Source organism: Paenibacillus sp. TAF43_2 (genome assembly GCF_052113545.1).
Taxonomy (GTDB): Bacteria; Bacillota; Bacilli; order Paenibacillales; family Paenibacillaceae; genus Pristimantibacillus.
In genome coordinates, this window is the sequence record NZ_JBFRDK010000165.1 from 1 (window position 1) to 13,607 (window position 13,607).

Sequence of the window (13,607 nt, forward strand, 5' to 3'; positions counted from 1 at the left end):
GGGGGCGGTCAATTAATGGCATGGATTGCTCCTAAATTAGACTGGCTGCCTAGTGACTCTATTAATGCTGTTGATTGGAACCGTATCGAGAACAACACAGCAGAGGTTGCTGCATACCTCAACAGTATTCAGTATGCAGTGCCTGCACTGACGACAGTGACTAACCGTACTCAGACGCATGTAGATTTCTTATCTAGTATCAACCGCATCGAGAGTAATTTGGATGCTATTCGTGCTGCCTTTATAACTCCTCGTGAGTATCAAGGAAGAAAGGTATGGGTTATAGATCAACGGTTTAACCACGAGGATGCGATAAGGCTTGAGAAGAATCTGCTATTGCTTATGGAGAGTGGGCTGTTAATATACGAAAGCTTCCGCCGTTGCGGGGCAACGAATTGCGGAGATGGAGGGATCGTTTTTCAATGAGCTATCAAAAGCAACCGTGGAGAGACAGATTAGTACAGTTTCCTAGGCGGTACGGTATTTCGAGCAATGGCGGGAGCGCGGCACAGTTGGTTCCCACATTCAATGACCCTAGATGGTCTTTGCATGAGAATACGAGAATGCGGATAACCAATTACGTAGGTAAAGAACCTGCAAGCAACACTGTCAATRCAAACTTTGCTAGGCAGAACAGAAATGCTTCGCTATCAATACCCACTACTGCTTATGCTGAATTTACACAAACTGGCTACAACAGGATTGCTAAACTAGACGGCGATTCGTATCATTACACATCGTTAGTACAAGGCGAAAGAGCGCAGCACATTTTTGGTATAGATTTGATAGCTTTCGTCATGCGTACATGGGGTGTCGGTGTGTTCGGTGCAGCTATCTCTGTGACAGATCGGGTGGCTTGGCTTAAAGCTAATGTATCTAAGCTTTTAATAAATTGGGTGGGTTGGGGTACAGGATACGCAGTTGGACTAGGTTCGTACAAAGCTAATTTCGCACTATGGCAAGCTGGCAACGCTACTGTTGGGTGGGGAACGCCTAACACTAATACAGCATCAACTCCTACCAGAACAAGCATACAAACCAACGCAACGCACATCGCATCAGATGGGTTCGTATATTTCACCGCATACGCAGAAACTACAGGCGGGAACATACCTAACCCAACAACAGGTGCTGAGCTGTCCGTAGAGAGTGCGCCAGCGGGAGGGCTTCCCACAGGTACGTATCGAGTAACCTACAGATACATGAATGATGCCGATCAAACGACGCTTGTATCGCCAGAGATGGCTTATGGTGTTCAAGCTAATCAAACGTTAACTATTAAATGTCCTATACCACCAGCAGGTATGGGTGTTACAAAAATAGGAGTGCATGTAAACCAAGGAGCTAATTCGGGTAAATTGCAAGGGTATGCTGACATTTCCACAGGGGTATATAAACAACTCATACCTGTAATGGACTCTGGCGCAGATAGACCTTTCACTAACACCCTACCTATCACATCGTCTATATTCACCGATTTCATAGAAATGGGTGTTTATATGATGGAAGGATCTGTTCCGCAGGATGATTATGCTTTGACGCTTGGTTCATTAACAACAGCCCCACCGTTGAGTACTCTCGATCTACCTTTCACTAGACAGGAGTTTTCCATAGGATTTAACACGCCTATCGCTGGTAGTTACGTGAAACTTTCTGCACTAGATGATAAAGGCGCGGTGTTGACTGTCCTGAGAGATACAACTCTCGTAGGTAAAGGTTCGTTCACATATACCACACCTATCGGAACGGCAACACTGAGGTTACAGCTGTATGGGATCACGCCAACATCCGCAACATTCACGTTCTCTGAGGTTCAGATAGTCAGAGGCGCCACATTGCCGCCATGGGCACCGCAGGAGCTATTCGAGATCGTGCCAGCAGCTGGAACTATCTCAGAGGCAGGTACACCACTCAACGCTGCAAACTTAGGTATCAGAGAGGACGCATTGGTAGAAGCTTCAGCATGGGCAGAGTGGGCTTACAAAGCTGTGAATACGTCCGTTGAGCCGCAGAACGTTAACCTTGACACGTATACGAAGAATGGTATCTATGACATCCAGAGCAACCATGCGAGCATGCCGCCATCATACAGAGCTTATGTCGTCGTTATGGCGCACCCTACCAACAAACTGTATATCAAACAGATGGCGTATGAGTTTGCAGGTGATAGAATTTGGACGAGAGTAATGGCAGGTAGTGGCTGGACTGTATGGAAACAAGTTAGCAGCGATGTCATAGCGCTGGCAACAAACACCAACGTTAACGGTTTGAAGGTTACAGGGACTTACTGGTCTACAGCCAGTGCAACAGCTAATAACCCGACAACAAACAATACAGTGTATATCGAACACACTGAGTTCGACAGTAACTATGCGGCACAAGTGGCAACGGGTGCAGCAGAAAACAGAATGTGGATGCGTAAGCGGACTAACCCAACAACGTGGACGCCATGGCTTCAAGTGGATAACACGATTACAGTCCTTCTAGCTGGCACAAATCTCAACAACTTAACACAGTCGGGATCATACTATTCGTTCGCTAGTGCATCGGCTGCTAACAACCCGACATCGACGGACGTGTTCTATGTAGACCACACCCAATCTGTGGATGCAGCATACGCTTCACAAATAGCGCGTAACTTAGCCAGCAGCCGGACATATGTGCGTAACAAAGTTAATGGTACATGGTCTGCGTGGACACAAATAAGTAACGAGACGGTAGCGCTCGGAGTAGGTACTAATCTTAACGACATAGTACAGACAGGGAGGTATTATGTAGACCCTTCAGGTATAAACGCGCCATCAAAAGATTTCTATTATATCGATCATGTGAATCATCCAGCAGACATGGCATCCTACATGACGCAGACAGCCTACTATGTGTATAACAGCGCCATGTACACCAGACGCAAATCGGCAGGTGTGTGGACAGCATGGGCGATAGTATACACCGAGACATTGAAGCCTTACACGTCAGGCTTCTACACAGGTAACGGTACACCTACACGCACAGTGTCCCTACCTTTCGTACCATCGGCTGTGTTCGTATACCCTCAAAATGGTGTTGCAGCTCTATTGATAGGCTCTGAGGTGACATCATATAGCGGTTTTGCAGTAGCAGGCTCTAATGGTTCGGGCGTAGACATATCAGGTGCCAGTTTCATAGTTAGAGAGACAGGAAGCGGCGGCAACCGAACCAACACGACAAATAATGCATACCACTATATCGCATATAGATAAGGGGCTGAAGAGAATGGAAGATAACAAAGAGTTAGAAGAGATTACGGAGCACGAGGATCGTGAGGGCGAAAGCCCTCTTATCCCTTCAGAGGAAGAGCCGGAGCACGAAGAGCCTGTAGAGTCTGTAGGCGAGCCAGAGGATGAACCTATTTTCGTCCCCGAACCTGTACCGCCTGTTGTTCTCCCGCAGGAAGATGGCACTTACCCACCAATTGAGCACCCAGCGCAACTGGAGCCGGAACACCCAGCGGCACCGTCAGCACCATCGGATAAGATGCTGGTCTTCCACGATGGGAACTACGAGGTAGGATACTGGCTCCACTCTCAATCCTATCCAGATTCAGACATGCCTTATTACATCCTAGATCTAGCTGACGAATCGGATAAGGCGCTGGCAGTGACCATTGAGCAGTTGTTTCCTTTTGTCTCTCTCGACATCGAAGACGGTAAAATCGTTAATGTCACTGAGCGTGAGAAGACGCAAGAAGAGATAGACAGAGAGAACGCGCCAGCACCAAAGACAGCGGAGCAAATACGGATCGAGCAGCTTGAAGACGAAAATGCAATGATGGCACTTGAGGTGGCTAACACTAACATTCGACTCGACCAATCGGAGCAAGCACAAGCGGACTTGATGCTCACATTGGTATTGGAAGGGGTGCTCTAATGGATTGGTTCACATTGGTCAAACGATATTATGACAACGGTCGTTACAACAAAGATAATGTCGCAGTGTTTGTGCAAGCGACGAAGATAACCGCAGATCAGTATCAGGAAATTACAGGCGAGACATTCGCACATGAAGGCGTGGTATAAGGGCTTCCGCATAGCGGGAGCCTTTTATTTTGCATTAAGAATAGGGGGGTTAATATGGATCATGTAGTAGTGATAACTGTTTTATCTGCTGTAGGGACTATAAGTGCAATTACACTTGGTTGGATTGGTCAAAACCGCATAGTCAGACAAAGCACGCGTAATGATGCCGGCAACGATGCAGCATTGAAAACAGATGTCGATTACATCAAACGCGGTGTAGATGATATGAGACTGGAACAGCGTGTACAAGGACAACGCTTTGATCAATTAGCAGAGCGCGTAACGAGGGTAGAAGAGTCTGCTAAACAAGCTCATCTGCGTCTTGATCGATCTGAAAAACCAAACTAATAAAGTGAGGATGATACCTATGGAATGGAACGCTATTTTTCAACTTATTGATCCCAAATTATTGATTGTTGTTGCTGCTTGTTGGGTAATTGGATTCTTTCTAAAGGACACACCTGCTGTACCAAACTGGAGCATCGTCTATATCGTTACAGGTGCTTCATTGGTACTTACAGTCTGGTTGATTGGATGGAGTGCTGAGTCGGTCATTCAAGGCGTTTTAGCAGGGGCATTTGCGGTATACGGCCATCAATTTGTAAAGCAGGCTAAGGAGAGGGCTGAGAGTGATGACGCAGTTAAGTAGAGCTGATTTCATATCTAAGCTCGCACCGATCGTGCAGCGTGTTAGAGGTGAAGGATCTCCGTTGCTTCCTTCAGTGAGGCTTGCTCAAAACATACTTGAGACAGGCTGTGTAATACACCCGTGGTACAATCTTGGTGGAATTAAAGTCGGAGGAGGCAAACCGAATGGATACTGGAAAGGCCGAAGTATAAATAAAGGGACATGGGAGGAGTATGGCGGTCACACGGTAAACACAACAGCTAATTTTCGTGTCTATGACTCGCTTTATGACTTTTATAAAGATCAGGACCTGTTATTTCAATTGCCCCGCTATGACCGAGTGCGAGCAGCTAAGACGCCGGAAGGTCAAGCGGATATGCTATATAAGTGCGGCTATGCTACAGATTCAGGGTACGCTAGTAAGTTGATCGCGCTAATTCGCGTATACAATCTGACAAAATACGATGTTCTTGAGGAGGATGATAACGTGATTAAATTATCTGATGCAGAATGGGTGTCTTTAGCAGCAGCAGTGCAACGTCTCATTGATGGTAAAGTTATATCGGATAAATCTTGGTTGGAGAAGGTAAAGTCGAAAAAAATGACCTTGTCGGAATTGACTTGGCTTAACACAATCGCGATCTCCCGCAAATAATATTCGAAAGCCCTCACTGACCTCACGGTTGGCGGGGGCTTTTTTTATGTCCAAATGAAGTATTAACATTTGCATTATTCTTCTAATATCCGTGTTTTGCTCGAGGCCGAATAATTTTATTATTTAATATTCCGCATTTTTCCAATATAATGAAAGTTGCGTTTTAAAGTAAATTGAGTAAATCTCTTAGTGACTACACAAAAGGAGTAGAATGCATCGTGGCAAATAAAAAAAATGAAAACACTTCTCAAAAAGACCAATTAAGTCTTAAAATTCCGAGAAACGAGGCTGAAGGACGACTTAATAAACGTTTAGTTGATGGGAATGACATGCTTCAAACGATTCCTATAGCAGAACATCAATACGAGGAGCTAAGACAGAAATATTCTAAATGGAATGATTTTAACTTAATGTTATTTAGGACAATTTTTACAAATGATGAAATCAATCAACAGTATAATAAAGCAGTACCAACAGTACTTGCTGATTCATGGGTAACAGCTTACGACAATCTTAAAAGAAGTTTAAGAAGAAAATTAACAATTCTTGAGTCCACTATTGAACGATTAGTACTAATTCCAGAGAGTACAGAAATCATGACGCCAAGTGGTGTTGAAGAGCCGAAAATCACTAAGCCAGCTGCTGTATTTATTGGACATGGTAGAAGTAAGCTATGGGCAAGGGTTAAAACATTTCTTCATGATGATTTTGGTATTAACTCCTTTACTTTTGAGTCAGAAACTCATGTCGGGGAATCAATTGTACCAGTTCTGGAGGGCTTTTTGGAAAGAGCATCTTTTGCAATTGTTATACTTACAGCAGAGGACGAGACAGCTGATGGTACGATCAGAGCACGACAAAATGTCGTACACGAAGCTGGACTTTTTCAAGGACGATTAGGATTTAAAAAAGCAATTTTATTAAGACAAGATGGACTTGACAATTTTAGTAACGTTGATGGTCTTCAATACATAGGTTTTACAGGAGATAACATAGAGCAAACATTTTACGAATTGACGCGAGTCTTAAAGCGTGAAGGTGTTATTAATTAACAAAAGGTTTACCGTGAAAAAGATTAACCCCGACCTTGTAAGGTCAGGGGCTTTTTCAATTTCGAAGTACTTCAATTTATCTCGAATTTAGTACAACTTCATCGATCAATGATGCACTAGAGTTTTTAACGTTACCTACATCCATTGAGACAGGATATTTAATCATTTTTTCAGCAGGATAAGGTTTTAGAAAACTCATAATATCTTCTGTATCAGGATCCAACCAAGCTTCGATATCGGTAAGTATTACTGGCATTCGATTGTGGACATCATCAACAAGCTCATTAGGGGTTGTTGTGATAATAGTACAGCTTTGAATAACTTCGTCGTTTGGATCCTTCCAATTATCATATAGGCCTGCAAATGCATACACACCTTTTGATTCCAATTGGAACCGATAAGGCTGCTTTCCGTCCTCATGCTGGCGCCACTCGTAAAATCCGTTGCTGGGGATTAAGATTCTATTCCGTTTTATTAAATTTCGGAATGCTGGCTTCTTCTCAATACCTTCAGCACGTGCATTAATCATTTTGTAGGCTATCTTCGGATCTTTACTCCAAAAGGGGATAAGTCCCCATTTAAATCCTTCTAATACACGTTTACCATCGCGGTTGATTATTCCTGGAACTAATTGTGTTGGGGCTACATTATAACGTTTGGAGTATTCATAGTTCGTTTCCTCAACGGAGAATGTGTTAATTATCTCATCTAGCTCAGATGTTATTGTATAGCGGCCGCACATTTAACATTCCTCCTACATTATTTTTCACCAAACCCAAGTAGCTTAGGTTGCCTCAGAATACCCGAATCACTAAACTCAAGAGCTGTAACCCTACATGGAAAGGATACTTTCAGCCATACCACATCTGATTTTTTCATTCCGGACGAGAGGGAAGGGAATGGACATTCTCCTGGATGTTGCTCCATAAATTGTTTGAGTACTTTTTTTGACGCAGCATCTATTCCCGAAACGTGACCAACATAACGATCCTCGTATCGCAGAACAAGACTAGATACATAACCACTCTTTAATTTGATGCCCACGACATCGGCGACGATCCTAACCTCTTTCCGCTTTTTAAACCAGTATCTATGTTTTTTAGCTTCTACGTATGGGCTATCCAACTTCTTCGAAATAATGCCTTCCCACTCACGAGTGTTTACCCATTCCCATAGAGCTGGACCATCGTAAACCAAATCAGTGACAAACACGCGCGGCTGTTTATCAGGAAATTTAGCAGCAAGCCGCTCGTAACGTTCTTTGAAAGGAAGTTTACGGATGTCTTTGCCATGATCATATAGCATATCGAATGCTACAAATATAATATTTTCATCGTATTTTTTTCGATTGACCCCCACGAGTACCCGCTGGAAATTAGGTCTACTGCCATCAAAGTATGCAATCTCGCCATCTAGCACACAGGCTCCGATCCGCAGAGGACTTAATAATTCAACAATCTCTGGAAATCGATCGTTTCTAGGTTCAACCCGTTTCGAAAATATTTCAACTCCGCCGTTGCCATCCAGCCTGACTAGCGTTCGAACACCGTCCCATTTAATTTGGTATGCCCATTCAGGTCCTGTTGGTATATCGGGTGCTGTGATTGGTGCCATCGGGACAATAGGCAGTTCCATATCCGTATGCATTTAATTCCCACCTAATAATTTGTTTTCGAGTATGGTGTGCAAAAATTGGAAAAATATACTGCAACAAAAAAGCCCCTGACAAAAGATCAGAGGCTAATTGATTTACTCAATAATTTGCGCATCCATTGCTGGTAATTGAATTTTCCAGCCGGCTTGCGATTTATAAGAATGTGTTCCTGTTATTTTTCCATAAGCTGTTATGATATCTTTGTCCACGAACTTAGTTAGGCCGTCATATTCAATCCAAACAATATCATCGATTTCATATCCAAGATCCGTTTTAGTCACTGCCAATCGAATTACTGTATTATTTCCTGTCTCCATAATTTGAATAATTTCTCCATTGAATTTAACCATTTCCCCTTTATGACCATCAGGGTTCTTTTTTAATTGTGCATAATCAATGTTCACAGCTTCCTTCTTAATATCTGCTTTCGGTACTTCTTTGATATTTGACGTTACAGCTTTATTATTAGGCTCGTAATTTTTAGTGATATCCGCCACACAGCCAACCATTGAGGCAACGAAAAGGCCAATAAACACGAGACTCATTGTCCTAATTGTTTTGGTGCTTTTTTTGGCAGTCTTTTTCTGAATCCAAATAATAATTCCCACGACGATCCCGATAATAGATACGAACGCGAGAAATGAGAAAAGGATAAACAAGGAAATTTCCCCCTTAAGAAGTATTAGAGCGATTTTACTATATACTTCCTCATTTGCCTATGGTTTCAGATATCTAATCCCAAAAATCCTTAATGGTTTTAGATTGGCCAGTTAATTTATTTGCCGCATTGACCAGGGCGAGTTTACTAATTTCCCTTAATACACAATCATCATCATTGCATTCTTTTGAGACAGTGTCTTTGCTTGCTGGAACATTAGCGCTCTTTGAAAGCGATTGTGCTGAAAGCCTTAAAGGAGACAGAAAGGCACATCCAGATGCGCTGTTGCGAATCCTAATTGCATTGCATCAGTTTACAGATGGAATTGAGCATAAGATCGTCGTTGGGCAACCGATTTTGACTAATACTAAGAGTATTTCCACAGAGCACAGCTGCTAACTGTAGAGCCAGTAACAGCCAATGTGATTCTGTTTTTCTGTGTCCCGGCTTGTACCTTCACGTGCGGCAATTCATTCGTATGCAGCGGATCAATGACGGCGTTTTTCTTTAAACTTATGACAAAGAAAATTTCATTTTATAAAATCTACTTGTAAAATGAAAAAATTAATTATTTGTTTCTTAAAATTTATTATTAAACACAAAATGATGTTAATTATTTTTACCAAAATTTAACTTGCAAAAATTTGGTTTACATATTATATTTTACATTATTGGTTGGCCAACTATATATATCACATAAATTAGGAGTGAATTACTTGAAGATAGTATCTAAGTACTTTGTAGCAGTACTGTCATTTGCGTTGCTGTTTAATGTTATTGGTTTAAATGTAGCTTCAGCCGAAACACTTGATGTACAAACTGATGAAATGATAGAATATGATAGACAACTAGATGAAGCATACGAAGAGTTTTTAGAATCACAAGATATTCAACCATTTATTATTGGACCAGTTATTGGTCATATTCTTAAGTTTACTATGCAGCAACTTCTAAAAAGAGGGACTTCTGCAGCTGTATCTACAACTGCTAAAAATATTGCAACAAATTTGACGAAGCATGCGATTGAAGAGGCGATTAAAGATGGAATTACTACGGCTGCGATTGACAAACTTCTTGAAGGTAAAGCTACAGGTATGTTAGCAGTCGAGAAATATGTGGATTTTCAGACAGGCGCTCGTGTYATCCATGATCCAAACAGTAAAACCATAGCAATTTTGGATAGGGATAGTAACGATATGTTTACCATTTATAGCGATACTGGTAAAAATACTATTGATTTCCGTGTTAATATTGAAAAACGTTGGTGGAAATCTATTTGGAGTTTTAAATAAGAAGACACAAAGGAGAGTGCCCATGGCTATACTCAAAGACATAAATGAAAATGGGGCTTTTGTGGAATTTAGCTTTATATACCGTATTCCGGGTAGTGGTGAAGGATCTAGACTGAATTTTAAGTATTTTGAGTCTAATAATATGGTATATAACTTAGATTTTGGTTGGACAAATCTTACTATTAGAAATTATATTGAAGCGATTATGAATTTCCCTGTGGAACTTCATAATGGGTATTTTTCATCATTTGAAAACCATCTATTTGGTTTACAATGGAAGGAAACTAATACTAGTGGTATATATAATTTAAGATTGTTTGATACCAATCAAGATTTTACACTTACTGTAAGTAAAGAATCAATACAAACGTTCGGTGCTTGTCTCAATATTGACTGGGAGAAAGCACCTTTACACTAAATATATTTTAAAAGACTCCTCTAGTTAGCTACTCGAGGAGTCTTTTTTAGTGCGCCCAGCATGTGCGCTATCTCTAGGGTTCAAGTCCCGAATGGTGAAGGCCGTAGTAGCCATAGCTTAAGGCAAGGGTATCCACCACAGTGGACTCTGAAGGAAGCTGGCGGCAAATCTCCGGCCTGAGGAACACTAACCACATAAAAAGGATAGCGTACGTTAGATGAGACTGCTGAACAAGTCAAAGTCCACATTTATGCAACGCTAGTGAAATTATTATTCACAGGCCACACCATCGCCATCACGATCTAGTTTGCCACTGTATCCAGGATCACCTTCATAAATTGGATCAGCACCAGCAGCTCTAACAGCAGAACAGTTAGCATAATAAACAGTTTCCTCAACCACAACTGGAGCTTTAGTTGGTTTTGGAGTAGGAACTTTTGTAGCTGCTGGCTTTGCTGTTGCAGTAGGCTTCTTTGTGGCAACTGGCTTCTCTGTAACGACGGCAGCATCGGTTGCTGGTACAACTGCATCGACTTTAGCATCTGATTCTCCAACAACAAACAAAACCTTCGTACCATCTTTCAAGTCCTCGAGTTGATTACCTACCCATGACCCGGCTCCGCGATTATCAGATGGAGTGACGTATGCTATGTCAGCTCCTTTTCCGCCTTCAGCGCACATGGCCATCGGCCATTCATCCCGTTCAAATCCTTTTTTAATTTCAATACCTTTTAAGGATTGTTCTCTGTTATCTTCTGCCCCGACTCTATCAATAGTACATACAGATGATTTACCACTCTTAATGGCATTCTGTATGTGAGCAGCGGTTTCAGGGAACCGATCCGATGGAAACTCCAAAGTTACATCAGCAAGCTCCGTAGAATTACCAGCCTCTGCAGCCGACCCCAGTAACAACAAATCCAAATATAGCTAGAATTGCTAATATGACAAATAATTCAATTAAACTCTTTCCCACTCAAACGAAATATAGTATGATTCTACTACATTTTCTTTTTGATGGGTATTATTTCCTAGAGATTTTTGGTTATAAGAATATGCGACTGAACAATGGAAGAGGGTTATTATGGCATTTATTGAATCAGTGGGGTCAAAAGTATTAGCAGGTACGTTAGTGGAAATCATTAAGAGAACTGGATTGAAATTAATAGAGGATAAAAAAACATTTAGTTTTCATCAAGAAATCCAAACGATTATATCAAACTCTCTATCAGATAGTGAGTCTAGTGGTTTGCATTCATATATGGAATTGTCAAGTACAAAAACCTATATTCATAATTTTATAAGATTACTTTCATACAAAGAGTATATTTCAATGGGATTAAATGGATTTGTAACATCTACTGAATTCGTTAAATTTTTAACGCGAGAATCGATTAATCATATGGCTGAAGGAAAGTACAATATTCCTAATCAAATAAGGATAGAGAATTTTTTTTCAGACTTATTAACTATTATAGAAAAAAATCTGATTATGGCAATTCCTGAGGAACTTGCAGCACTTCCTTGGATTATATCAAGTCAAATAGAACAATTGCTTCGTGCTTATCACGAAAGCAGTGCARCATCCTCTAATTTGATTGCAAATTATGAGGAGAAGAAAAATGAGTATTTAAATAATGCAAAGTATATATTTACAAAAAATCATGTACCTGGAATAGATATTTTGGACTTCGAGGATTATTATATTTACCCAAAATTTAAATTTTTTAATTATAACGAGAGTAAACATCACAATAATCATGAAATATTTGAAGATGTAGAAGAAATTATTGAATGGAAAAACATTTTTCAAAGATCCAACCTTATTTCTATAGTTGGAGGTCCTGGATATGGTAAGACATTGTTTTTAAAGAATTTAGTTGTTAATTCAAATTTATTGAATATTAATAATCCAGACAAGTATTTACCAATATACTGTAACTTAAAAGATTATGTAGAGAAGAAAAGACAATTTAAAGGATTATCATTTAAAGAATTTTTGGTTGAATCGATGATAGATTATACTGGTTCAGAGATTGATTTGAAGATGCTTAACTATTATTTAGAATGTGGAGAGTGCCTAATATTTTTAGATGCACTAGATGAAGTTGAGTCATCAGAAAGAGAGAAGTGTTCTAAAATAATTGTCGCCTTTTACAAGAGCATTAATAGTAATAACAAATTATGTATTACAACGAGAGATAGAAGTCTGATTCCTGAAACTCCAATTGTTCTAAAAGTTAGAAATATTGAAACAAATGATGTTATTGATTATCTTAAATTAATGTCGCACATAGATGAATTCAGAGAAGCTGATATAGAACACTTTATTAAGCAAGTCGAACCGTTAATTGAGAAGTTATTTGTTGTGAACTTTCTCACGGTAGCTCTAATGGTAAAAATCTATAAAGCAGATAGGAAGATTCCAGAAAACAAAATTGAACTATTCGATAAATGTGTAAATTATACTGCAAAAGAAAGAGAAAGAGCAAAGGACGTAGAGTTTGACTTTGATAAAATGGGATCAGTAATAAATAACGATGTGACTTTCGAGAACCTTGCTGATTTAAGTAAAAGGAATAACAAGGAAATTAATAAAGCTTTAATCATGGAGAATTTAACAAAAGTATTTAAGGATGAATATAAGGATAAAAATGATACATCCAATGCAATCGAGCATTTCTTGAACTTTTGCAAGGATAGGACGGAACTGTATATACAGGGTTCAAAAGAAGATCATTTCAAATTCTTTCACAGATCGTTTTTTGAGTTTTTTTATGCTAAATATTTAGTTAAAAATTTTATGGGACCTGTTGCAATTTTCAATGAACTTCATAAATTTGGCGCAGATTCAGAAATTCATGAGTTACTGATTTCATACTTAAAAAATTATAACTATAACAGATATCAAAAACTTATAGATACTGTTCTTGATAAATTTGAGAAACTATCAGATATACGCACCGTTCAACTAACTTTGGAAATGGTTCAATTTTCTGATCAATTTAGTCACAAAGAAAAGTTATATCATATATTGTTTCATAAGGGTAAATTAGCAACTATTGCTAATTTAAGTTATACACTTAATTTAATTAGTACTTTTGAATCAATGTTAATTTTTGAAGATTTCATTGACAATATTATTGATAAATACTCAAAGCAATTAGTCAGAGCATTGTTAATAGGTTACACTTC

Annotated in this window: 15 protein-coding genes and 1 pseudogene; 11 read left to right on the forward strand and 5 right to left on the reverse strand. The window is 39.8% G+C overall.

Annotated features, from left to right (window positions below; all coding sequences use genetic code 11):
- The 8 genes from AB4Z17_RS26050 to AB4Z17_RS26085 form a co-directional block, all read left to right on the forward strand.
- A partial coding sequence (locus AB4Z17_RS26050) for a hypothetical protein (protein WP_441963031.1) occupies positions 1–426 on the forward strand: 426 nt, incomplete at its 5' end.
- On the forward strand, positions 423–3,239 hold the full coding sequence (locus tag AB4Z17_RS26055; RefSeq protein WP_441963033.1) for a pyocin knob domain-containing protein: 2,817 nt from the start codon (positions 423–425) through the stop codon (positions 3,237–3,239). The genes AB4Z17_RS26050 and AB4Z17_RS26055, both read left to right, overlap by 4 nt.
- Positions 3,240–3,252: 13 nt before the next feature.
- Complete coding sequence (locus AB4Z17_RS26060) at positions 3,253–3,906, forward strand: hypothetical protein (RefSeq protein ID WP_441963035.1); 654 nt, start codon at positions 3,253–3,255, stop codon at positions 3,904–3,906.
- Positions 3,906–4,055 (forward strand): XkdX family protein, encoded by a 150-nt coding sequence (locus AB4Z17_RS26065; RefSeq protein WP_441963037.1) that lies wholly within the window; start codon positions 3,906–3,908, stop codon positions 4,053–4,055. The genes AB4Z17_RS26060 and AB4Z17_RS26065 overlap by 1 nt, the downstream gene beginning before the upstream one ends.
- Positions 4,056–4,109: 54 nt before the next feature.
- Positions 4,110–4,403 carry a hypothetical protein gene (locus tag AB4Z17_RS26070; RefSeq protein WP_441963039.1) on the forward strand — a complete coding sequence of 98 codons (294 nt, stop codon included), beginning with the start codon at positions 4,110–4,112 and terminating at the stop codon, positions 4,401–4,403.
- Positions 4,404–4,422: 19 nt separating this feature from the next.
- On the forward strand, positions 4,423–4,704 hold the full coding sequence (locus AB4Z17_RS26075; protein WP_441963041.1) for a phage holin family protein: 282 nt from the start codon (positions 4,423–4,425) through the stop codon (positions 4,702–4,704).
- Positions 4,688–5,338, forward strand: coding sequence for a glycoside hydrolase family 73 protein (locus tag AB4Z17_RS26080; RefSeq protein ID WP_441963056.1), 651 nt, complete (start codon positions 4,688–4,690; stop codon positions 5,336–5,338). The genes AB4Z17_RS26075 and AB4Z17_RS26080 overlap by 17 nt, the downstream gene beginning before the upstream one ends.
- A gap of 218 nt (positions 5,339–5,556) precedes the next feature.
- Positions 5,557–6,390, forward strand: coding sequence for a TIR domain-containing protein (locus AB4Z17_RS26085; protein WP_441963043.1), 834 nt, complete (start codon positions 5,557–5,559; stop codon positions 6,388–6,390).
- Between the two features lie 76 nt (positions 6,391–6,466).
- Here the strand turns inward: AB4Z17_RS26085 and AB4Z17_RS26090 are convergent, their stop codons facing one another.
- The 3 genes from AB4Z17_RS26090 to AB4Z17_RS26100 form a co-directional block, all read right to left on the reverse strand.
- A complete protein-coding gene (locus AB4Z17_RS26090) occupies positions 6,467–7,132 on the reverse strand; it encodes an SOS response-associated peptidase (RefSeq protein WP_441963044.1) in 666 nt (221 codons plus the stop codon).
- 17 nt (positions 7,133–7,149) lie between these two features.
- Positions 7,150–8,037 carry an ATP-dependent DNA ligase gene (locus tag AB4Z17_RS26095; protein WP_441963046.1) on the reverse strand — a complete coding sequence of 296 codons (888 nt, stop codon included), beginning with the start codon at positions 8,035–8,037 and terminating at the stop codon, positions 7,150–7,152.
- 102 nt (positions 8,038–8,139) lie between these two features.
- Positions 8,140–8,652: a hypothetical protein gene (locus AB4Z17_RS26100; RefSeq protein ID WP_441963048.1), complete on the reverse strand. Its 513-nt coding sequence runs from the start codon at positions 8,650–8,652 to the stop codon at positions 8,140–8,142.
- Positions 8,653–9,418: 766 nt separating this feature from the next.
- On the opposite strand from AB4Z17_RS26100, the gene AB4Z17_RS26105 reads away from it, so the two are divergent.
- Both AB4Z17_RS26105 and AB4Z17_RS26110 read left to right on the forward strand, forming a co-directional pair.
- Positions 9,419–9,994 (forward strand): hypothetical protein, encoded by a 576-nt coding sequence (locus tag AB4Z17_RS26105; RefSeq protein WP_441963050.1) that lies wholly within the window; start codon positions 9,419–9,421, stop codon positions 9,992–9,994.
- A gap of 22 nt (positions 9,995–10,016) precedes the next feature.
- Positions 10,017–10,412, forward strand: coding sequence for a hypothetical protein (locus AB4Z17_RS26110; RefSeq protein WP_441963052.1), 396 nt, complete (start codon positions 10,017–10,019; stop codon positions 10,410–10,412).
- A 270-nt stretch (positions 10,413–10,682) separates the two neighbouring features.
- Here the strand turns inward: AB4Z17_RS26110 and AB4Z17_RS26115 are convergent, their stop codons facing one another.
- Positions 10,683–10,814, reverse strand: coding sequence for an excalibur calcium-binding domain-containing protein (locus AB4Z17_RS26115; RefSeq protein WP_441963058.1), 132 nt, complete (start codon positions 10,812–10,814; stop codon positions 10,683–10,685).
- A gap of 150 nt (positions 10,815–10,964) precedes the next feature.
- Positions 10,965–11,330, reverse strand: a pseudogene (locus AB4Z17_RS26120) (NucA/NucB deoxyribonuclease domain-containing protein); the annotation flags it as partial.
- A 166-nt stretch (positions 11,331–11,496) separates the two neighbouring features.
- On the opposite strand from AB4Z17_RS26120, the gene AB4Z17_RS26125 reads away from it, so the two are divergent.
- Positions 11,497–13,607: NACHT domain-containing protein (locus tag AB4Z17_RS26125; RefSeq protein WP_441963054.1), on the forward strand; the 2,111-nt coding region annotated here is incomplete at its 3' end.